Source organism: Collinsella sp. AF18-8LB (assembly GCF_003459795.1).
Lineage (GTDB): Bacteria > Actinomycetota > Coriobacteriia > Coriobacteriales > Coriobacteriaceae > Collinsella.
Map to the genome: position 1 here is coordinate 206,977 of NZ_QRWU01000002.1, position 20,522 is coordinate 227,498.

Consider the following 20,522-nt stretch of genomic DNA (forward strand, 5'->3'; position numbering starts at 1 on the left):
ATAACACAGGCTACTCCCAGGCTCCCCATACGTCGGGACAATAGCCGACGGTGGCCTTTTTGCCGTTGCGCACGATGGGTTCGGCCAGAACCTGCTGGTTCTCGAGCAGCTTATCAAAGCGCTGACTGGGGGTGAGATGCTGGATGAGCGCGAGCGTCTCCTCGTCCTTGGCTTTGGGGTTGAGCAGCTTGTCGATGCCGCCGACCGCCTGCATCACGCTCGTGAGCTCGCCCTTGCTCATCTCCTTTTCCTTAAGGTCGATAAACTGCACCTTAATACGGCGCTCCTTAAAATAACGCTGCGCCTTCTTGGTATCGAAGGACTTTTTGGTGCCGAAGATTTGAATATTCATGTATTTGTTCCGCCGTTCTAACGAACGGCGGTCACCTCGACGCTGCAAAGCCATCTGATGGGCAATCTGCCTTTCAATCGTCGGGCGCGGGCAAAAGCCCAGCGCCCTCCTCTTTCAAGGCACCTTGCCTCATCAGCTGGCTTTTCGCTGACATTGACAGAACATCAAGGTGACCACCGCTGGAATTATCGGATAAAGTTGGTCCTAGCGCGATCGGCCTGGGGGGCTTCGATGCCGGCGGCCTTTCCCGCCTCGATGCAACGCAGTAGCCAGGCCATGTTATTGCCGATGTTTCGCATGGTGGCGAGGCCCTCGGCGTCTTGGGTGGCCTCACCCGGCATGGCACCAAAGACGTTGTTCCAGTAGGTGGATGCTACCACGGGCATCTGGTTGATGGTGAAGTACTTGTTGAGCACGTCGAAGGTGGTCGACGTGCCGCCGCGGCGGGCAACGGCGACAGCGGCGCCCGGCTTGTGCGCAAAGGCCTTGCTGCCTGCATAGAATGCGCGGTCGAGTGCCGAGAGGATGCGTCCGCTGGGATGTGCGTAGTAGACGGGCGAGCCAAAGACAAAGCCGTCTGCCTGCTCGGCAGCGGCAATCAGCTCGTTGACCACATCGTCGTCAAAGGTGCAACGGCAATCGAGCTTGCCGCACTGGCCGCAACCGATGCAATCGCGAATAGGCTTGGCGCCCAGCTGAAACATCTCGGCCTCGATGCCCTCGGCGTTGAGCTGCTCGGCGACCTCGGCGAGTGCGCGGGCCGTGTTGCCGTTTGCCTTGGGGCTGCCATTGACCAAAAGAACCTTCATCACAAACTCCATCTGCTATCGGTGAATTCTGCTGAGAATTATCTCACGTTGTGTGCGACGGCGTTGGCACGGTGCAGGCGATGTTTATTTCGCAACGTTCTTAAGGGCGTTCATGCCCAAGGCCATCTAGGGGCATTGCGGTGCGGCATGGGGATACATCGGGAAACGTTCGATAAATGCTTATAAACACGTTTTTGACGGCATACGTTGACAGATATACTTGTTTAGTTCAAAAGCATGAGAACGGAGATGGTTGCATGGCACAGCCAGATACGACGCGCACGGTGGGGCTTGCGCTCGAGGGAGGCGGCTACCGCGGTATGTATACGGCGGGCGTGCTCGACGTATGGATGGAGCATGGCTTAACCTGCGACCATATGGTGGGCGTCTCGGCGGGCGCGGCGTTTGGCTACAACTTTAAATCGCGCCAGATTGGCCGCGCCATTCGCTACAACAAGGCCTATTGTGCCGACAAGCGCTATGCGAGCGTGACGAGCTGGCTACGAACCGGCGATATGTTCAATGCCGAGTTTGCCTATCACGAGGTGCCTATCGAGCGCGATCCTATCGATCTGGAGGCATATCGCGCCTGCCCCATGCGGTTTACGTGCGTATGCACCGATCTTAAGACGGGGCAGGCCGTCTACCATGACCTGCCCTATGGCGACGAGCGCGATATCGAGTGGATCCGGGCGTCGTCGGCGATTCCCGTGGCGACGCGTCCTGTTGCCATCGAGGGTCGTAAGTACTTGGATGGCGGTGTTGCCGATTCCATCCCCAGCGCTTGGCTGTTTGCGCAGGGCTATGACCGCAACGTGGTGGTGCTGACACAGCCGGCGGGCTTTGTGAAGCAGCCCAATAGCGTGATGCCTATTCTGCGTCGCGTGTATCGTCACTATTCGGAGTTTGTTGCGGCGCTTGAGCATCGACATGAGGTCTACAACGCCACGCTCGATGACCTGGCGCGTCGCGAAGCCGCTGGCGAGATCTTTGTGGTGCGGCCGAGCGAATCGGTGAAGGTGCCGTCGCTGTGCCGCGAGCCCGATGAGCTCGAGCGCATCTATCAGATCGGCCGTCGCGATGCGGAGGCGACGCTGCCGGCGCTGGAAGCGTATCTGGCGGGGTAGGGGCCACGGCGGAAAGCGCATCCCAGAATGGACGTCCAAACTGGGATGCGCTTTCCACTATTGAAGATATGGGGCTGCGGAGCAGCTGCTTGGCATGGGCCTATGCCTGCTGCCAGGTATCGACGAGCTCCTTGGCTGCGGCGTAGGGGTCGTCGGCACTGCAAACGGCGCTCACCACAAAGAAGCCATCGACGCCGGTGGTCTTGAGCTGCGGAAGATCGGCCGTTTTGACGCCGCCGCCCACCACGATGGGCACGGGGCTTGCCGCATGGAGGGCAGCCAGGTCCTCAAAGCTCTTGGTGATGATGGAGCCGTCGGCCGCACGTCCGCAGTCGCGCTTGGTTTCGGTCTCATGGAGCGGGCCGATGCCCAGGTAATCGACCAGGCTCATGTCGGCGGTCTTGACGTACTCGAGCATCTCCTCGCAGCGGGCCGAAAGGCCCACGATGGCATCTGGGCCCAAAAGTTTGCGGCAGACCTCGACGGGGATGTCGCTCTGGCCAACATGCACGCCGTCGACAGCGATGCCCTGTTCGCGTGCGGCGAGTACGCAGTCAAGACGGTCATCGATCAGCAGAGCGACCTGTCCGGTTTTGCCGGCCTGAGCGATGGCCTGCGCGGCATCGCCCGTCAGTGCGATAATCTCGCGGGCACTTGCCACCTTGGAGCGCACCTGGATGCAGGTAAAGCCGGCATCGAGCGCCTGGGTCACCACATCGCTTACGGGGCGTCCGAGGGTGTTTTCGGGGCCGAGTACCAGGTAGGCCGAGATATCAAGGTCGTCGCGGATGCTCATCGTGCTTCCTCCTGCTTTTTGATCTGCGCTTCCATGCGCTCGAGTTTGCCGGTCATGGTGTCGGTAAATCCGGGTCGAATATCGGCTTTGAGCACGACTTCGGTGCGGATGCCCTTGCTCGCCAACACAAAGGTTGCGTCGCGCACGACCTGCATGACCTCGTCCCAGTCGCCCTCGATTTCGGTGAACATCGAGGTGGTGCGGTTGGGAAGGCCGCTCTCGCGAATGACGCGTACGACCTCGGCGACTTCGGCAGATAGCTCGTCGCCGGTGCTGCACGGGGCGATGGCCACAGCGACGAGTGTGTTCATGCCGGCATTGGTTGCGGGCTTGGTCATGGCTTATGCCTCCTCGAGCTCGAGTTGGTTATCGGCAATGTCCTGGGCGGTTGCGCGGTAGAGCTCGTCGATAAAGGCGACTTTAAAGCTTGCCGGGGCATCGGCAACGGCGGCGGCACGCGTGCCGGCAACGTTGTAGACGGCGGTGCCGCAGATGGCCGCCGTAAACGGGTCGGTGGCGCAGGCGTACACGGCCAGCACGCCGCCCTGCGAACAGCCGCAGCCGGTGATCTTGGACATGAGTGGGCTGCCGCCGTGGGACTTGGCAACGGTCGTGCCGTCGGTAATCAGGTCGACTTCGCCCGAGACCACTACGGCGCCGCCGGTGTAGCGGGCGAGCGCCACGGCGGCATCACGGGCGGCGTCTACCGTGTCGGTGGTATCGACGCCACGCACGCGGCTCAGATCGGCCGCTTCGCCCTCAAGGCCCCACAGTCCGGCGAGCGCGATAATCTCGGAGGCATTGCCGCGCACGATGGCGGGCTTGCACTGCTTGAGTTCGTTTACCAGTTGGGTGCGCAGGCTGCCGATGCCCAGGCCCACCGGATCGAGCACCCAGGGCTTGCCGGCGTCGTGTGCCGCCTTGGCCGCGCGGGGAATCGTCTGCTCGTAGATGGGGAAGAGCGTGCCCATGTTCAGATAGATGGCGCCGCCGCCGGCAACGAGTGCCTCGCCCTCGTCGGGCAGATAGACCATGGCGGCCGAACCGCCCACGGCGAGCTGCGCGTTGGCGACAAAGTCAATCGTTACCGTGTTGGTGATGGAGCCGGCCATGGGATTGGTGGCACGAATCTCCTCCACAGCCTTGACCACGTTTTGCTTAAGCTGTTCCGAATCGATCACTGCACATGCCTCCTTGGCATAGAAAAGGGGCGCTGTGCATAGACAGCGCCCCTAAAAAGGCGGCATGCTCCCTACGCCAGCATTAACTGACAGGTTCAAAGGATTGGGCCCCATGCCCTCTCAGCCTTGTGGTTTGCACCGCCGGCACTCCCGCATCGAATCTGTTGTTCCCTATACTAGCGCATCGGTACAATGGTTAGGATGAAAACGACTGGGGGACCTTATGATCAAACTCGTGCTGACCGATATGGACGATACGCTGATTCCGGCCGGGCATGACGGCGCCAGCGACTATGCCATCGAGGGCATTCATGCCATGCAGGCGGCGGGTCTGCACTTTGGTCCGGTTTCGGGTCGCCAACCGTCTGCGATGGGCTGGATGTTTAAAAATCATTCCGAGTGTTTTTCGACCGGTGCATTCTGCAACGGCCAGGTCATGTTTGTCGATGGCGAAGTGGTCGCCTCGCGTGCGACCGATAACGATGCGCTTATGCGCTTGGCCGCCTATCTGGAAGAAGAAACCGACGATACCTATCTGAAGGTATACAGCTTGGGTGATGGCTTTTGGGATAACGATGCCTATTGCGTGACACGTGATGCCGAGCGTGTGCGCCGCGCTATGGAATCGGGCGGCAATGCGTGGCTCAAGGGCGAAGAGGCCCCGTGCCGCCCTGTCGTCGATGATGCGCCGGTGTTCAAGGCGAATATCTGGAGCGCCCGTTCGCGTGAGGAACTCGCGGAGCTACGCGAGCACGTTGCCGCCGAGGTGCCGGAGCTCTCGCTTGTGTTTCCCAACAACCGTGTGCGCCTGTTCGACATCCTTCCGGCTGGTTGGGACAAGGGCTGCGCTGCGCTGGAGCTGGCGCGCGCTTTGGGCCTAACGCCCGACGAGGTGGCCGTATTTGGCGATTCCGATAACGACCTGCCCATGATCGATGCCGTTCCCAACTCCGTTGCGGTCGCCAATGCCAACGAGGCCGTCACGGCTGCTGCACGCTGGCATATCGGCGCTGCGGCAGATGATGCGGTTGCCGCAGCGCTGCATCAGATTGCCGCCTGCGCCGCGACGGGTGAGATGCCGTCATTTATGCGTCAGATGAACGCGGCAGACTTCGGCATCGCGAACGTCTAGGGAGAAAGCCATGAAGCTTCAGCAGCTCAGGTACGTTGTAAAGGTTGCCGAATGTGGCAGCATCACCGAGGCCTCGCGTCGCCTCTATGTGTCGCAGCCTTCGATTACCGCGTCGATTCGCGATCTCGAAAACGAGATGGGCGTGCATATCTTTGAGCGCACCAACAAGGGCGTCATTGTGTCCGAGGAGGGCGAGACCTTCTTGGGCTATGCGCGCCAGGTGCTCGATCAGGCTGATCTGCTCGAGGGTAAGTACAAAGGAGCATCCGAGCAGGTGCCGCATTTTAGCGTGAGCTGCCAGCATTACTCCTTTGCCGTCAACGCGTTTGTCGATGTGATCCGTGAGTTCGATGCCGCGCGCTACGACTTTACCCTGCGCGAGGAGCAGACTCACGAGATTATCGAGGACGTCGCGCATATGAAAAGCGAACTGGGCATCCTATATCTGTCCGAGCACAACCGCGAGGTCATCGAGCGCATGCTGGCGGCCAACGAGCTCGTGTTCGAAGGGCTCTTCTGTGCCACGCCTCATATCTTCGTCTGTGCCGACCATCCGCTGGCGGACCGCTCCAGCGTGACGCTCGAGGATCTGGAAGACTACCCGTTCCTGTCCTACGAGCAGGGCAGCTACAACTCGTTTTACTATTCCGAGGAGCTGACCTCGACGTTTGAGCGTCGCAAGAATATCCGCGTGCGCGACCGCGCGACGTTGTTCAACCTGGTCATGGGTCTCAACGGCTACACGGTGTGTTCGGGCGTGATTAGCCACGAGCTCAACGGCCCCGGCATTATCTCGATTCCGCTCGACGTGGACGAGTACATGGAGATTGGCATTATCACGCGCAAGAACACGACGCTCACGCGCTACGGTCGGGCCTATATCGACGCGATTCGTCAGCATATCTAGGCTGCTGTGTTCCCCACGGTTCAAGTCCCTTTATGGCAGTCCAGAGTGACATAGGAAGCATCTATATCAAACTGTTATAAACGTATATTTTACGATGGCCATATGAACGCTCATACTCTGTCCCGGTAAAGCAACCAATGCAAAAGGGAGATATCTATGAGCACTTCGATTCAACCGAACGCACCGTTTCGCGCCGATATCGTCGGCAGCTTTCTTCGTCCGCAGGCCGTAAAGGACGCTCGTGCTGCCTATACGGCAGGCACGCTTGATGCCGAGGGGCTTAAGGCCGTCGAGGACGATGCCATCCGCGATTTGGTGGCAAGGCAAAAGGCCGCCGGCCTGCAGGTCATCACCGATGGCGAGTTTCGCCGCAGCTACTGGCACCTCGATTTTATGTGGGGGCTGAACGGCGTCGAGCGTCGCACCTCGCGTACAGGCTATATGTTCCACGATGAGGAGACTACCGCCGACACCGCCGTGGTAACCGGTCCCATTAGCGGCGAGAATCATCCGTTCGTCGAGCACTTCAAATTTGTCAAGGCGCTCGAGGGGGGGTCAGGTCGCGCGACAGACCATTCCGGCGCCGATCCAGACGTTCTCCGAAGTCACGCTCGACCGCTGCGATGGCCAGCAGGAGAGCCTGCGCGCCGTCTACAAGACCGACGAAGATCTCGCCGATGCCATCGCCGCAGCATACCGCACCGTTATTGCCGACCTGTATGCCGCAGGCTGCCGCAACATTCAATTTGATGACTGCACCTGGGGCATCTATTGCGATGCCGACTTTGTGTCCAAGACCGGTATGAGCCCGGTTGACCTGCAAAAGGTGAGCGAGCTGGGCGTGGCGCTCAACAACGCCGCAATCGAGGGCAAGCCCGATGACCTTGTCATTAACACGCACGTGTGCCGCGGCAACTACCACTCTACCTATGCTTTTGAGGGCGGCTATGGCCCCATCGCGCCGTACCTGTTCGCACACGAGAACGTCGATGCGTTCTATCTTGAGTTCGATACGCCGCGTGCCGGTGGCTTTGAGCCGCTCAAGTACGTTACCCCCGGCAAGAAGGTCGTGTTGGGCCTGGTGACCACCAAGGCGGCAGAGCTCGAGAACGAAGACGCCATCGTCGAGCGCATCCGCGAGGCGGTAAAGTACGTGCCGCTCGAGAACCTGTATCTGTCTCCGCAGTGTGGCTTTGCCAGCTGCGAGATTGGCAACAAGCTGACCGAGGACGAGCAGTGGGCAAAGATTGCGCTGGTCAAGCGTATTGTGGAGCGTGTCTGGAAATAACGATGCCGTTCGCAGGCGGCGGCGCGTGCGAGGCGCTGCGTATCGCGTACAATGGTTCGGATCGTATCGTTCGGGCAGGTTATCCGATATGCCCGATCGCCCTTCCATTCGAAAGGACATCAATGTCCCAGTTCTCGACGCCCGCCGTTAGCGATGCCATCTACGACGCATCGTCGCTCGGCCGCCCGCGCATGTTCCTGCTCGGTCTGCAGCACCTGTTTGCCATGTTTGGCGCCACGGTGCTGGTGCCCGTGCTCACCGGTCTCTCGGTGTCGGCAACGCTTTTGTTTGCCGGCTTGGGCACGCTGCTGTTCCACTTCCTATCGCGCGGTAAGGTGCCGGCATTTTTGGGCTCATCGTTTGCCTTTATTGCCGGTTATGCCGCAATTGCGCCCAACGGCGAGGCCGAGCTTTTGCCCTACGCCTGCCTGGGCGTTGCCTGCGCCGGTCTGCTCTATCCGGTGCTGGCAGCGCTGTTCCGCGCCTTTGGCGCCAAGCGCGTTATGCGCTTCTTTCCGCCGGTGGTGACCGGCCCCATCGTCATTTCCATCGGCCTGATCTTGGCAAGCTCTGCTATCGCCAACTGCCAGACCAATTGGCTTGTTGCCGTTGTCGCTGTGGCCGTCATCGTCATCTGCAATATTTGGGGCCGCGGCATGGTCAAGATCGTGCCGATCCTGTTGGGCGTCGTGGTGAGCTATACCGTTGCGGCTGCGTTGGGTGAGGTCGATTTTTCGGGCGTTGCCGCCGCTCCGTGGGTCGGTCTGCCCATCGTGTGGGACAACACCGTGTTTGCGCTCTTTGGCCCGCAGTTCGATAGCGGCCTTGCCACGACGGCCATCATTACCATTATGCCGCTGGCCTTTGCGACCATGATCGAGCATATCGGTGACATCTCGGCTATCGGCTCCACTTGCGAGCGTAACTACATCGCCGATCCTGGTCTGCATCGCACGCTGCTCGGTGACGGCCTTGCCACGATTCTGGCTTCGCTCTTTGGCGCTCCGGCCAACACCACCTATGGCGAGAACACCGGCGTGCTCGCCCTGACGCGCGTGTTCGACCCGCGCGTGATCCGCATTGCCGCGTGTTGCGCCATCGTGCTTTCGTTCTGCCCCAAGTTCGCTGCGGTCATCGCAGCCATGCCGGCATGCGTTATCGGCGGCGTGTCGCTCGTGCTCTACGGCATGATCAGCGCTGTGGGCGTCCGTAACCTCATCGAGAACCAGGTCGATTTCCAGAACAACCGCAACGTGCTGGTGGCGGCTCTGGTGCTTGTGCTTTCGCTCGGTATTGCGTACAGCACCGCCGGCGCCATCGTGCTGGAGCTGGGCGGCGTGACGATTTCGCTTTCCGGTCTTGCCGTGGGCTCGCTGGTGGGTATCGTGCTCAATGCGATTCTGCCCGGCAATGATTTTGAGTTCGATACTTCTGAGCTTGAGGAGGCTGTTAAGTAGCAGCTGCGTTCAGCTAAAACAAGATATGGTGCCCATGCGTATATGCGCGTGGGCACCATTTTTAATGCGTCAGTATCCAGTGGATGCCGCGCGCCATGCGCAGGTCAGTTTGGGCAAAGTGATTGCCGGGGTTGAGCTCCAGCGTTGTTGGAATGTCGCGCTCGATAAACAGCTCTTCCATCGCGCGCGTATCGTCGAGTACGTGCCGCATCATGCGGTTGGGCGTCTTGGTTTCCTTTTTACCGAGCGACAGATAGGCGGCGTCGGGCGTAGCTGTCATCGTGCGCTCGCGCGCGTAGTCGATAAAGCCGGGGAACCACAGCGACCCCGATGCACTCGCCGCGCGCTCAAAGACATCTGTTTGCCAAAGTGCCCACAATGCAAAAAGACCCGACAACGAGTAGCCGGCAACGCCGCGCCAGGAGGGCGGTTGCGGGAGCGATGATTCGGCCTGGGGGATTATCTGCTTCAACAACTCGTCAAGAAAACCAGCAGCCTGTCCGCCAAAGGGCTCGGCATCTCGTATAGTTCCGTCGCATGCCCAGGGGCTCAGCTCGCGATTCCAATCGAGCCCTCCAATGGCGACAAGGGCGAACGGCGGGCAGTCGAGCTCTCGGCAGCGCTTGTAGACTTCACTACCGTCGCCCATGGCAACGGGGAGGTAGATGACGGGCGCGCCTTCCACACACTCTGAATAAACGGTTATCTGCTTATGATGTGCTACCAAGGCAGGCTTCTCTCGGTGTTGTGATATTGACAGCCTCAATTGTCGCACGCTGGTACGGGGACAGACGCTAAAAGAAAGGCACGGAGCCGCTCGATGCGACTCCGCGCCTTGTTGTTTTGCGTTAGCAGACTATGCCGTTACGCCACGAAGAAGTAGACGAGGAAGGCAAGGGCTGCGATCCACATGAGCGGCTTGATCTTGGAGGCCTCGCCCTTAAAGAGCGCGACGACCACGTAGGCGATAAAGCCCAGGCCAATACCGGCAGAGATGGAGTAGGTGAAGGGCACGCCGGCGACAATCATGAACGCCGGGAAGCCCTGCGACACGTCGGACCAGTCGATCTCGGAGACCTCGCTCATCATGAGGTAGCCGACGTAGACCAGGGCGCCGCAGGTGGCGGCACTGGAAACGATGGAGACGACGGGGGAGAAGAACGCAGCGAGGATGAACAACACGCCGGTGGTGACGGAGGTGAGGCCCGTGCGGCCACCGTCGGCAGCGCCGGAGGTGGACTCGACGAAGGTGGTGATGGAGGAGACGCCCATAAAGCCACCGGCAGCGGCGGCCACGGAGTCAACGACCAGGATGGGGCGGATGTCCTCGACATTGCCGTCCTCGGTTAGGAACTCGCCCTGCTTGGCGACGGCCATCGCGGTGCCCATGGTGTCGAAGAAGTCACTCATGAGCAGCGAGAAGGCAACGACGAGCAGCATCGGGTCGGTCAGAACCTTCACGATGGCCATGTTGCCGTCGGTGGTGCTGGCAAACGGGGCGCCAAAGGTCGAGAAGTCGAGCGGGGCGATAAGGCCCTCGGGCGCATGGGTGACGCCCAGCGGGATACCGGCGATAACGGCGACGATGATGCCGATGAGCAGCGAGCCCGGCACGTTGCGGGAAGCCAGGGCAACCGTCACGACGATGGAGATGATGCCGACGATAAAGGTGGGGGAGGTGATGTCGCCCAGGCCGACAAGCGTACCGGCGCCAGCGGTGATGATGCCGGCATCGCACAGGCCGATCATGGCGATGAACATGCCCAGACCAACCGAGATGGCGTGGCGCAGGACCACGGGGATGGCGTCCATAATGGCCTCGCGCAGGCCGCAAAGGACGAGCAGCAAGATGACGACACCCTCGAGGAAGATAACGCTCATGGCCACGTGCCAGTCACCGCCGCACATGGTGGTGGTGATGCCCGCAATCATGGCGTTGATGCCCAGACCCGACGCGCAGGCGAGCGGGCGGTTGGCGAAGATGCCCATGCAGATGGTCATGATGCCGGCGCCCAGACAAGTGGCGCAGGCGAGCGCTCCCGCATCGATGCCGGCGCCCGAGAGCACCGCGGGGTTGACGGCGATGATGTAGGCCATCGCCAGGAATGTTGTCAGTCCAGCGCGAAGTTCGGTCCCGATTGTGGACTTGCGCTCACTGACGTGAAAAAGTTCGTCCATGCATACCCTTTCCTTGTTCGGCCCCGAGTTTAGGCCGATTGACACGAACTTCCTTACTATATCGCCTTTTTATAGTTAGTGTTCCTCGCATGTTGATGTTCGGCGCTTTGGGGGCAGACGTGCGGTATTTTTCGTATGAAAATGTGTAGGTACCGTATACTTAAGCGGTTACAACGAACTCTTTGGAGGAACGTATGATTAAAGAGCTCTGCCGCGACGAGGTCATCCTGTCCCAGCGCTGCGAGGTTGCGACTGTCGAGGACGAGTCGGTCGCACAGGACCTGATCGATACCATTAAGTCGCTCGAGGATGCCGGCTGCCTTGCCGCCAACCAGATTGGCGTCACCAAGAAGGTCTGCGTCTATCTGGACGATGCCGGCGAGCCCCACGTGCTCTACAACCCCCGTCTGGTGTTTGGCCTGGGCGCCAGCAAGATGGAGGAGAGCTGCCTGACGCACGACGAGATCACCAAGTCCACGCGCTACATCAAGTGCAAGGTTGCCTTTGACCAGATCGTCGACGGCAAGATGAAGGAGTGCCGCCGCGACTACGCGGGTTTTGAGGCACAGATGATCCAACACATGATTGATCACTGTCTTGGCAAGTTGGTCTAAGGGGACCAAAGCACCGCACCTTGCCGCTCAATCGTCGCTCGCGTACCTTAAGTACGCTTCGCTCCTCTTTCGTGGCAATCTGCGGCACTTTGACCCCTTAGACGACCTGCGGGGTTGACTTGGTTGGGTCTATCTTGCTTGTAAAGTCCGGGTATGACATTGTTGTCATGTCCGGTCTTTTTGTTTAGCGCTCCTTTGTTTGGTGACAATGAGCCTAGTAAGAACATTGAGCTAGGAGGCGCTATGTGCACGAGCATTCGATTTACCGATAATTCTGGCCACATGTATCTAGGCCGCAACCTCGACTGGAGCTTTGACTACGGCCAACAGGTTCGTGTGATGCCGCGCGGGTTTCACATTCCGTATTCGTTTATCGACGATGCGTCGGCGGCACATGCGGTAATCGGCATGTGCATCGATTACAAGAACTATCCCATGTTTTTCGACTGTGGTAACGATGCGGGTCTGGCTGTGGCGGGGCTTAACTTCCCCGGCTATGCCGAGTATGCCGAGGGCCCGGTTGATGGAAAGACCAATATCGCGGCCTATGAGTTTCCCCTGTGGGTGGCAGCGACGTTCTCGACGGTCGATGAGGTCGAGGCCGCGCTGCGCGACACGGTGATTGTCGCCAAATCTGCCGGAGAGGGGCTGGGCGTGTCGCTGCTCCATTGGATTATCGGCGACAGCCAGCGCAGCATCGTGGTCGAGATGATGGCTGACGGCCTGCATGTATACGACGATCCGGTCGACACCCTTGCCAACCAGCCGACCTTCCCGTGGCACATGGAAAACCTGCGCACCTATATCACAGCCACAAGCGATTTTCCGCAGACGGCGACATGGCGTGGCGCCGAGCTCAAACCCTATGGCGCGGGTGCCGGCATGCGCGGCATTCCCGGTGACTGCTATTCGCCGAGCCGTTTTGTAAAGGCGGCGTACCTCAATGCCAATTACCCGCAAAAGGAGAGCGAGGCCGAAAACGTCGTCCGCATGTTCCGCTCACTCGAGGGCGTGGTGATGATTGAGGGGGCCTCCAGGATGGGCGATGGCAAGTTCGAGAAGACTATCTACACCGGATGCTTTAGCGCGCGCACGGGCAATTATTACTATGCGATGTATGAGGATCCGTCGATTCGCTACGTGAGCCTGATGGATGCCGAGGGCGCGAGCCCCGATAGGCTCGTGGTTCCCGAGCCGCGTCGTTCGTAGCCGTTAGCTTTACTGCAATGCAAAGCGGCCCTGCGTCTCTCGTGAGGTGCAGGGCCGCTGTCGTTGATTTGTGACGTCGCTAGAAGTTGGCGTCGTTGAGTTGTTCGTTCTCAAGACCGTCGAGCTGTTGCTGTTCGGGCGTATCGGCGACACTCTCGAGCAGCTCGGTGGGATCGACGTTCATGTCCCTACCGGCCTCGTTGCCGTTGACCAAGTCGTCCGAGAAGATGTCGACTTCCATTTCCTCGGCCTCTTCGATCTGAACCTCGAGCGGCACCTGGGTGCGCACGAGCTTAACGGCCGGGCGCATGCGGGCAAACAGCGGCACGTACTCGATGATGATGGCCGAGTTCTCAAGACCGTACCAGCGTGCCGGGCTTCCGCAGGCGCGGCGGACGGCGTACTTGATGGCCATCACGCGGTGGTCGTTGCGGTTGATGTCCGTTTCGGGGGCGAGCATCTTGCGCAGCATGCAAAAACGGAAGTCGCCCACGTTGCCGCGCGTCTCATAGATGGAGTAGGTGTGGTGCTGCGGCGGCAGCTCGCCCGATGCCATCAGGTCGCCAACGATCTGGCGCAGGTAGGCATTAACGCGCTGGTTGACCTTAAAGCCCAGGTCCAGGCGCACGCGGAACAAAAAGTCCGTGCCAAAGGTCTCGACGGAATACTCGTGCGTATAGGGCTCATCGGTGACATGCACGTTAATGAACCAGTATGCCTTGGCGCGCTTGGGATGTTTGTCCAGGATGGAATAGAGCACGTCGCGGTCGAGTGTGAGCGGATCGGGGCTGTTGGTGAGGAACACCAGGTTGTCGGCGAGCACGGGATAGGTCTCGTCGTTGCGCAGGCGGTTGAGCTGATCGATGTACTTGGAGACCGGCAGCAGGATCGTCTGCGTGCGCTCGATGGCGGTGCCGCGGCGCCACACATACATAAGGCCAAACAGCAGCGAGGCCAGGAAGATCATCACATAGCCGCCGTCAAAGAACATGGTAAGGCACGAGGCGAAGAAGCACAGCTCAATGGCACCGAAGAGCAGGTTGAAGACGCAGGCACCCAGCTTGTGCTTGAGAATGCCGGCGATATAGCTCGTCAAAAGCGTCGTGGTCATGAGCATGGTCACGGTGATGGCGAGGCCATAGGCGCTTTCCATGCGCTCGGAGTTCTGGAACAGCAGCACGATAAAGATGCAGCCGACCCACATGATGTTGTTGACGAGCGGAATATAGAGCTGGCCCTTGGTGTCGCTGGGGTAGTGGATGCGCAGATGCGGCATAAGGTTGAGGCGCGTTGCCTCGGATACCAGCGAGAACGAGCCGGTGATGAGCGCCTGCGAGGCGATAATGGCCGCCACGGCCGAAAGCACGATGGCAAAGGGACGCAGGGGCTCGGGAAGCATCATATAGAACGGGTTGACGATATCCATCGCGAGCATCTGGGGGTTGGAGTTATTGGCGAGTAGCCAAGCGCCTTGACCCAGATAGTTGAGGATAAGGGCCGCCTTAACAAACGGCCAGGATGCATAGATGTTTGCTTTGCCCACGTGGCCCATGTCCGAGTAGAGCGCCTCGGCACCGGTTGTCGACAGGAAGACAAAGCCGAGCACCATGATGCCCGAATGGTTGATGGGCGAGAACAGGAACATGATGCCGCGAATGGGGTTGAGCGCGCGCAGGATGGACAGGTTTCCGAGCATGTTGAACAGGCCGGCGCCAGCCAAGAACAGGAACCACAGCGTCATGAGCGGGCCGAACAGCTTGCCGATTGACGAGGTGCCGGCGCGCTGCATGGCAAATAGGCCGCAGATAATGATGATGGTAATAATGATGACGTTGGTCTGGCCGTCACCCAAAAGCGCATGGCCCCACTCGATGGTGCGCAAGCCCTCGATGGCCGTGGTAACCGTGACGGCGGGGGGTGAGGATGCCGTCGGCGAGCAGCGCCGCGCCGCCGATCATGGCGGGTAGAATCAGCCATGGTGCCACCTTGCGTACGAGGCTGAATAGGGCGAAGATGCCGCCCTCGTTATGGTTATCGGCCTTCATGGCGATCAGCACGTACTTGACCGTGGTCACGAGTGTCATGGTCCAGATAACGAGTGAAAGCGCGCCCAGGATCATGTCCTCGCTGACGGTTCCGATGCCGCCGTTGTTGGCGACGATTGACTTCATGGTGTACATGGGGCTCGTGCCGATGTCGCCATAGACGACGCCGAGCGTTACGAGCAACATGCCAGCGGAGAGGGGGATGGCGCCATGCCCGCCCTGACTATGCTGGTCTTGGAGGCTTGCCTCCAACTTGTTGTGTGCCACGTGGACTCCCTTAGACATCCGGTTATCTGTCCTGAGCAGATAACTTTTATGCCGTCTTTATACATACAAGAGCAGTTTGGCACATCGGGTATTTTTAGACAATAATCCCCAGCTGGGGATTATTTATGTACGCAGGTAGCATTTCAAAACAGGGGCTTTTAAGCGCGTACTGTCTGGGCGATACCGGCCTTGGCGCTTGCGCGCTTGCCAGCGAGTTCGCAAAAAATCGCGCCGCCGATGATAAGTGCGGCGCCCATCAGGCGGACTGGCGTTATAACTTCACCCAAAAGGACGGCGGAGAACACGACGGCCGAGAGCGGCTCGAGGTAGCCGACAACCGCGACGGTCTGCACGGGCAGCTTGGCGACGGCGCTAAAGTAGAGCAGGCAACCGATGCCGGTGTTGACGACGCCGAGCATAGCGACGGCGCGCCAATCGATGCCTGCGGCGATGCCGGGGGAGAAAAACGAGGGAGCGCCTTGGGTGACGAGCGTAAGGACCAGCGCGGTCACAAAGGCGGCGCTCAACTGGAGCGCGGAGTTCTCGAGACCCTCGATGTGTGGCGCACCCTTGCTAGCGATGACCATCAGCGCATAGCAAAATGCCGAGGCGATGCCGCAGACGATGCCCGCAATGGGCATGTTGCCGCCGAGACCTTGCGCTGCAATGAGAAAAGCGCCGCAGGCGACGGCGATAAAGCCGGCGATTTTGCTGCCGGTCAGTTTTTCGCCAAAGATAAACGGCGAGAGGGCCATGACGATGATGGGGCCGCAGTAGTACAGCAGCGAGGATACGCCGACGCCGATCGTCTGGTAGGCGCGGAACAGAAAAATCCAGCTGGCGCCCAGCGCGGCTCCCGAGAGAAGGAGTGCTGCGGCTTCGCGGGGACGAGATGGCGCCTGCAGCTTATGGCGTTGGGTGATAACGAGGATGGTGACAAGCGAGAGGGCTCCCAGAAAGGTGCGCAGCAGCACGATATCGGAGCTCGGCAGCGCGATGGCAGCGGCGATGATGCCGTTGGAGCCAAACAATAGCAATGCTGCTAAGTACGTAAACAGTCCGTTGTTCATGTGCTTCCGTCCCCTTTATATCCGAACATGTTCACTATGGGTGAGGTGGCTATAGAAGAAAAGCGAATATAATGCATGGATAACATGACAAAAACTCATGTAAAGGTGGAGGGGTGCCGTGGAAACGAATATTCAAAAGATGCAGGTGCTGCTCGAGACCGTGCGCGCCGGCAGTTTTACGCGCGCCGCCGAGCGGCTGAGCTATTCGCAGTCGGGCGTGAGCCGTATGGTGGCCGATCTTGAGGCAGACTGGGGCTTTAAAGTGCTCGATAGAAGCCGCGAGGGCGTAGTGCTTTCTGCCGATGGGCGGCAAGTTATGCCGGCGGTCGAGGCGTTATGCGAGGAATTTGTTCGTTTGCAGCGACGGGTGGATGAGATGCGTGGGCTCATGCGCGGCAAAATCTGCATCGGTACGTTTTCGAGTGTGGCGACCCATGTGCTGCCGCCGGTGATTGCGCGCTTTCGTGCCGATCACCCGGACGTCGATTATGAGTTGCTGATGGGCGATTACTCGGAGATTGAGCAATGGGTGGCGGAAGGGCGCTGCGACCTGGGCTTTATTCCGCGTGAGCCCCGAGGAAACGGCATGACATCGCGGGCGTTGGTGCAAGATGAGCTGATGGCGGTGGTGCCGGCAAACTCTTCACTTGCCACTGCAAAGGCCGTTTCTCTTGCTGATTTGGCCAACGAGCAGTTTATTCTGCTGGAACGTGGCAGTGACGATGAGATTACGCCACTGTTCCGTCGTGCGGGCCTGGCGGTGCGCTCGAAGCTGTCAACCTGGGATGACTATGCGATTATGGCCATGGTCGAGGACGGTCTGGGTGTGAGCATTCTTCCGGCGCTCATCTTGCGCCGCTGCCAGTTCGATGTTGCCGTGCGTCCGCTCGAGGGACATCCTCATCGGCTGATCAATGCGATATATCGCACGGCCGATGTTTCGCTTGCCGCCGCTCGTTTCCTCGAATACCTCTAAACGAGCGCACGTCGTTATCGCCTTGGGATAAATCTCGAGGTTTGGCTCATTTTATTTTTGAAATTGAACTTCTCGAAATAGCACGGCGTTATACTGCTGCCTAAATTGAACTCAGGTTCAATTCGTGTTCTACAAATTGAACTTTGCCAGCAAGGAGGTTCTAGTGGCCCAAGAGACGTTTAGCGATCGCCTGCGACAGGCTATGTCCGATCGCGACGTTCGCCAGTCGGATGTGATCCGCGCATCGGAGATGCTCGGCAAAAAACTCGGCAAGAGTCAGATGAGCCAATATGTGAGCGGCAAGACGATTCCGCGGCGCGATGTGGCAGAGCTGCTCGCCCGTATTTTGGAGGTCGATGTTACCTGGCTGCTCGCCAGTGACGCCGATCAAGGCGAGACATCATCGCCCCGCAACGTTTCCAAACCCGAACCCAACCCCTCGGCTCAAATTGCAAGGAGCGCCACCATGCGTACTTTTTCTAAATCCAGCAAGCTCGACAACGTCCTCTATGACGTGCGCGGTCCCGTCGTTGACGAGGCCGCCCGCATGGAGGACGAGGGCGAGCGCATTCTCAAGCTCAATATCGGCAACCCCGCGCCCTTTGGTTTTCGCACGCCCGACGAGGTCATTAAGGACATGCGCCAGCAGCTGCCCGACTGCGAAGGCTATTCCAACTCGCGCGGCCTGTTCTCCGCGCGCAAGGCGATCATGCAGTACTCGCAGATCAAGGGCCTGCCCAATGTTCAGATGGAGCACATCTACACGGGCAACGGCGTGTCCGAGCTCATTCAGCTTTCGATGAACGCACTGCTCGATAACGGCGACGAGATCCTGATTCCCAGCCCCGATTACCCGCTGTGGACGGCGTGCGCAACTCTTGCCGGCGGACATCCCGTGCACTATCTGTGCGACGAGCAGGCAGATTGGTATCCCGATCTGGAGGATATGGAGTCCAAGATCACGAGCGCGACCAAAGCCCTCGTGATCATCAACCCCAACAACCCCACGGGTTCCGTCTATCCGCGCGAGGTGCTCGAGGGCATCGTCGAGATTGCACGCAGGCATCAGCTGATGATCTTTGCTGATGAGATCTACGACCGTCTGTGCATGGACGGCTACGAGCACGTCTCCATTGCATCGCTTGCCCCCGATCTGCCCTGCGTTACGTTTAGCGGCCTGTCCAAGTCGCACATGATTGCGGGCTATCGCATCGGTTGGATGGTGCTTTCGGGCAACCAGCGCTGCATGAGCGACTTCATCATGGGCATCAACATGCTCTCCAACATGCGCCTGTGCTCCAACGTGCCGGCTCAATCGATCGTTCAGACGGCACTCGGTGGACATCAGTCCGTCAACGACTACATCCGTCCCGGCGGCCGTGTCTACGAGCAGCGCAACTTTGTGTATGAGGCGCTCAACAAGATTGACGGCATCTCGGTGGTCAAGCCGCGTGCGGCGTTCTACATCTTCCCCAAGATGGATGTTAAGAAGTTCAACATCACCGATGACGAGCAGTTTGCCCTTGATCTGCTGCACGAGAAGAAGATCCTGATCACGCGCGGCGGCGGCTTTAACTGGGCCGAGCCCGACCACTTCCGCATCGTGTATCTGCCGCGCATGGAAGTACTAAAGGAGTCGCTCGAGGACTTAGCCGACTTCTTCGATCATTACCGCCAGAGCTAGTGGGATAGAAGTTCCGCACTATGAAAAGCTCCCTGCAGTTGCTTGGCTGCAGGGAGCTTTCTTGAATTGGCGGAACTATATAACGATTCCTTGGCAGTGGTCGATTTCGTGTTGGATGATCTCGGCGGTGTAGCCCGAGAAGTTTTTGATGCGGTGGACAAAGCTCTCGTCCAGATATTCCACCTTAATGCGGCGATAACGAGTGCAGGGACGCTCGCCGACGAGCGAAAGACATCCTTCACTCGTCTGGTAGGCGTTGACCTTCTCAAGAATTTGAGGGTTGTACATCAGCAGCGCCCTGTTGTCGTCCTTTACGCAGATGATGCGCTTGCGTACGCCGATCATGTTGGCGGCAAGGCCCACGCACTCGTGCTCGTGTTCGTGCAGCGTGTCCAGAAGATCCTGCCCGGTCGCGGCGTCGTCGGGCCCCGCGTCTTCGGAAGGCAGGCGCAAAAAGAACTCGGATTTCATGATGGGCTTAATCATGGCGGGCTCCTTAAGGTGGATGCGTTTGGTTCGGGCCATGATACCGCGACATGTCGCATTAATGTGTGCACATAGATTCTGCAGCTAGATTGGATGGCGACACCATAAACTAATGGACGTTTTGCCGAGAGGCATGAATGTTTAAAGCGCAAAGAGTGCGCGACGGGCCCCGCGAATGGGGCGATGATGCCCGAGAGGGCCAAGAAGGAGTCTCATGTCCGAGAACGAAGAGATCATGAACGAGACCGAGAACGAGACCATGGCTGCCGAGGTTGAGGCAGTCGAGACCGTGGAGACCGAAGCTGCCGAGGTTGAGGCTGCTGACGAGGTTTCCGCCGAGGAGGAGGCCGAGGTTGTCGAGGCCGCCACTGATTACGATGACGAAGAGCTGATGGACAAGATGCAGAAGGCCGCCCGCCTGCTGCGTAGCCGTCGCTTTGCTATTTCCAAGGAGGAGGAGGCCAAGGCCGAGCGCATGGCGAACATCGAGCGCGCCATCAAGCTTCTTGACCTCAAGCCCAAGATGGAGCAGAAGGAAATGTCCGATCTGCTGGGCATGCGCCTTCGCGAGCTCGATGGCCTGATGGCCGAGGCCGAGGCTGCCGATCTGGTCGGCCGCATCGACGACGCCGAGGGCGATATGCGCAAGATCGTTGTCTTCGCTGCCGAGGATGCCGCTGAGGGCCTGGTCGAGCTTGCCAATAAGAAGGAGAAGCTCCTGCCCGAGCTTTCTTACGAGGAGGCCACCGAGCTGATGGCCGCTCTCGATAAGGTTATCGCTCCGCTCGTCGCCATGGGCCTGGATGAGGACCGCGGTCCTCGCGGCGGCCGTGACGATCGTGGTGGCCGTGGCGGTGACCGTGGCGGCCGCGGCGGCTTTGGCGATCGCGGTGGCCGCGGTGGCGACCGTGGCGGTCGCGGTGGCGATCGTGGCGGCCGTGGCG

19 protein-coding genes, 2 pseudogenes and 1 riboswitch are annotated in these 20,522 nt (G+C 59.4%); of the genes and pseudogenes, 11 read left to right on the forward strand and 10 right to left on the reverse strand.

Annotated elements, in window-relative coordinates; genetic code table 11:
- Positions 1–10: 10 nt before the first annotated feature.
- Together DWX25_RS04590 and DWX25_RS04595 are read right to left on the reverse strand one after the other, a co-directional pair.
- Positions 11–352 carry an arsenate reductase family protein gene (locus DWX25_RS04590; RefSeq protein ID WP_022093957.1) on the reverse strand — a complete coding sequence of 114 codons (342 nt, stop codon included), beginning with the start codon at positions 350–352 and terminating at the stop codon, positions 11–13.
- Positions 353–537: 185 nt separating this feature from the next.
- The gene (locus DWX25_RS04595) at positions 538–1,161 is read right to left on the reverse strand and encodes a flavodoxin family protein (RefSeq protein WP_117763685.1); all 624 of its coding nucleotides are present in this window, start codon (positions 1,159–1,161) and stop codon (positions 538–540) included.
- Between the two features lie 257 nt (positions 1,162–1,418).
- On the opposite strand from DWX25_RS04595, the gene DWX25_RS04600 reads away from it, so the two are divergent.
- Positions 1,419–2,288: a patatin family protein gene (locus DWX25_RS04600; RefSeq protein ID WP_117807796.1), complete on the forward strand. Its 870-nt coding sequence runs from the start codon at positions 1,419–1,421 to the stop codon at positions 2,286–2,288.
- 100 nt (positions 2,289–2,388) lie between these two features.
- Here the strand turns inward: DWX25_RS04600 and DWX25_RS04605 are convergent, their stop codons facing one another.
- From DWX25_RS04605 to thiM, 3 genes are read right to left on the reverse strand one after another with little or no spacing between them, the layout of a single operon-like run.
- Positions 2,389–3,084, reverse strand: coding sequence for a thiamine phosphate synthase (locus DWX25_RS04605; protein ID WP_117734554.1), 696 nt, complete (start codon positions 3,082–3,084; stop codon positions 2,389–2,391).
- Positions 3,081–3,422, reverse strand: coding sequence for a thiamine-binding protein (locus tag DWX25_RS04610; protein WP_233502107.1), 342 nt, complete (start codon positions 3,420–3,422; stop codon positions 3,081–3,083). The genes DWX25_RS04605 and DWX25_RS04610 overlap by 4 nt, the downstream gene beginning before the upstream one ends.
- Positions 3,423–3,425: 3 nt before the next feature.
- Positions 3,426–4,265, reverse strand: coding sequence for a hydroxyethylthiazole kinase (thiM, locus tag DWX25_RS04615; RefSeq protein WP_117734553.1), 840 nt, complete (start codon positions 4,263–4,265; stop codon positions 3,426–3,428).
- Between the two features lie 51 nt (positions 4,266–4,316).
- Positions 4,317–4,427: riboswitch (TPP riboswitch) on the reverse strand.
- Between the two features lie 61 nt (positions 4,428–4,488).
- Here thiM and DWX25_RS04620 point away from each other — a divergent pair.
- The 5 genes and pseudogenes from DWX25_RS04620 to DWX25_RS04635 all read left to right on the forward strand — a co-directional run bounded on the left by DWX25_RS04620 (position 4,489) and on the right by DWX25_RS04635 (position 9,049).
- Complete coding sequence (locus DWX25_RS04620; protein ID WP_117798948.1) at positions 4,489–5,397, forward strand: HAD-IIB family hydrolase; 909 nt, start codon at positions 4,489–4,491, stop codon at positions 5,395–5,397.
- A 10-nt stretch (positions 5,398–5,407) separates the two neighbouring features.
- The gene (locus tag DWX25_RS04625; RefSeq protein ID WP_117743296.1) at positions 5,408–6,304 is read left to right on the forward strand and encodes a LysR family transcriptional regulator; all 897 of its coding nucleotides are present in this window, start codon (positions 5,408–5,410) and stop codon (positions 6,302–6,304) included.
- 156 nt (positions 6,305–6,460) lie between these two features.
- A pseudogene (locus tag DWX25_RS09655) lies at positions 6,461–6,751 on the forward strand (5-methyltetrahydropteroyltriglutamate--homocysteine methyltransferase); the annotation flags it as partial.
- 85 nt (positions 6,752–6,836) lie between these two features.
- Positions 6,837–7,592, forward strand: a complete 756-nt coding sequence (locus DWX25_RS04630) for a hypothetical protein (protein ID WP_233505605.1) — start codon at positions 6,837–6,839, stop codon at positions 7,590–7,592.
- A 122-nt stretch (positions 7,593–7,714) separates the two neighbouring features.
- Positions 7,715–9,049, forward strand: coding sequence for a uracil-xanthine permease family protein (locus tag DWX25_RS04635; protein ID WP_117807794.1), 1,335 nt, complete (start codon positions 7,715–7,717; stop codon positions 9,047–9,049).
- 61 nt (positions 9,050–9,110) lie between these two features.
- Here the strand turns inward: DWX25_RS04635 and DWX25_RS04640 are convergent, their stop codons facing one another.
- On the reverse strand, positions 9,111–9,776 hold the full coding sequence (locus tag DWX25_RS04640) for an alpha/beta hydrolase (RefSeq protein WP_147335817.1): 666 nt from the start codon (positions 9,774–9,776) through the stop codon (positions 9,111–9,113).
- A 137-nt stretch (positions 9,777–9,913) separates the two neighbouring features.
- Positions 9,914–11,227 carry an NCS2 family permease gene (locus tag DWX25_RS04645; protein ID WP_117763691.1) on the reverse strand — a complete coding sequence of 438 codons (1,314 nt, stop codon included), beginning with the start codon at positions 11,225–11,227 and terminating at the stop codon, positions 9,914–9,916.
- A 194-nt stretch (positions 11,228–11,421) separates the two neighbouring features.
- Between DWX25_RS04645 and DWX25_RS04650 the strand changes: the two genes are divergently transcribed.
- A complete protein-coding gene (locus DWX25_RS04650) occupies positions 11,422–11,841 on the forward strand; it encodes a peptide deformylase (RefSeq protein WP_117734546.1) in 420 nt (139 codons plus the stop codon).
- Positions 11,842–12,084: 243 nt separating this feature from the next.
- Complete coding sequence (bsh, locus tag DWX25_RS04655) at positions 12,085–13,050, forward strand: choloylglycine hydrolase (RefSeq protein WP_117743292.1); 966 nt, start codon at positions 12,085–12,087, stop codon at positions 13,048–13,050.
- Between the two features lie 79 nt (positions 13,051–13,129).
- Here the strand turns inward: bsh and DWX25_RS04660 are convergent.
- Positions 13,130–15,380, reverse strand: a pseudogene (locus DWX25_RS04660) (KUP/HAK/KT family potassium transporter).
- Positions 15,381–15,520: 140 nt separating this feature from the next.
- Entirely contained in the window at positions 15,521–16,432 is a 912-nt protein-coding gene (locus DWX25_RS04665) for a DMT family transporter (RefSeq protein ID WP_117734543.1), read from the reverse strand.
- A gap of 118 nt (positions 16,433–16,550) precedes the next feature.
- Here DWX25_RS04665 and DWX25_RS04670 point away from each other — a divergent pair, with 118 nt between their 5' ends.
- Together DWX25_RS04670 and DWX25_RS04675 are read left to right on the forward strand one after the other, a co-directional pair.
- The gene (locus DWX25_RS04670; protein WP_117734542.1) at positions 16,551–17,408 is read left to right on the forward strand and encodes a LysR family transcriptional regulator; all 858 of its coding nucleotides are present in this window, start codon (positions 16,551–16,553) and stop codon (positions 17,406–17,408) included.
- Positions 17,409–17,610: 202 nt separating this feature from the next.
- Complete coding sequence (locus DWX25_RS04675; RefSeq protein ID WP_117734733.1) at positions 17,611–19,092, forward strand: aminotransferase class I/II-fold pyridoxal phosphate-dependent enzyme; 1,482 nt, start codon at positions 17,611–17,613, stop codon at positions 19,090–19,092.
- Positions 19,093–19,167: 75 nt separating this feature from the next.
- Here DWX25_RS04675 and DWX25_RS04680 read toward each other — a convergent pair whose 3' ends face one another.
- Positions 19,168–19,578, reverse strand: coding sequence for a peptide deformylase (locus DWX25_RS04680; RefSeq protein ID WP_117734541.1), 411 nt, complete (start codon positions 19,576–19,578; stop codon positions 19,168–19,170).
- 214 nt (positions 19,579–19,792) lie between these two features.
- Here DWX25_RS04680 and DWX25_RS04685 point away from each other — a divergent pair.
- On the forward strand, positions 19,793–20,522 hold a 730-nt coding region (locus DWX25_RS04685), incomplete at its 3' end, for a hypothetical protein (protein WP_117858860.1).

Coding starts and splice junctions, on each gene's coding strand:
- DWX25_RS04650 (WP_117734546.1), top strand. CDS start 11,422: ATGATTAAAGAGCTCTGCCGCGACGAGGTCATCCTGTCCCAGCGCTGC.
- DWX25_RS04600 (WP_117807796.1), top strand. CDS start 1,419: ATGGCACAGCCAGATACGACGCGCACGGTGGGGCTTGCGCTCGAGGGA.
- DWX25_RS04610 (WP_233502107.1), bottom strand. CDS start 3,422: ATGACCAAGCCCGCAACCAATGCCGGCATGAACACACTCGTCGCTGTG.
- bsh (WP_117743292.1), top strand. CDS start 12,085: ATGTGCACGAGCATTCGATTTACCGATAATTCTGGCCACATGTATCTA.
- DWX25_RS04625 (WP_117743296.1), top strand. CDS start 5,408: ATGAAGCTTCAGCAGCTCAGGTACGTTGTAAAGGTTGCCGAATGTGGC.
- DWX25_RS04605 (WP_117734554.1), bottom strand. CDS start 3,084: ATGAGCATCCGCGACGACCTTGATATCTCGGCCTACCTGGTACTCGGC.
- DWX25_RS04595 (WP_117763685.1), bottom strand. CDS start 1,161: ATGAAGGTTCTTTTGGTCAATGGCAGCCCCAAGGCAAACGGCAACACG.
- DWX25_RS04675 (WP_117734733.1), top strand. CDS start 17,611: ATGTCCGATCGCGACGTTCGCCAGTCGGATGTGATCCGCGCATCGGAG.
- DWX25_RS04680 (WP_117734541.1), bottom strand. CDS start 19,578: ATGATTAAGCCCATCATGAAATCCGAGTTCTTTTTGCGCCTGCCTTCC.
- DWX25_RS04590 (WP_022093957.1), bottom strand. CDS start 352: ATGAATATTCAAATCTTCGGCACCAAAAAGTCCTTCGATACCAAGAAG.
- DWX25_RS04635 (WP_117807794.1), top strand. CDS start 7,715: ATGTCCCAGTTCTCGACGCCCGCCGTTAGCGATGCCATCTACGACGCA.
- DWX25_RS04645 (WP_117763691.1), bottom strand. CDS start 11,227: ATGGACGAACTTTTTCACGTCAGTGAGCGCAAGTCCACAATCGGGACC.
- DWX25_RS04620 (WP_117798948.1), top strand. CDS start 4,489: ATGATCAAACTCGTGCTGACCGATATGGACGATACGCTGATTCCGGCC.
- DWX25_RS04665 (WP_117734543.1), bottom strand. CDS start 16,432: ATGAACAACGGACTGTTTACGTACTTAGCAGCATTGCTATTGTTTGGC.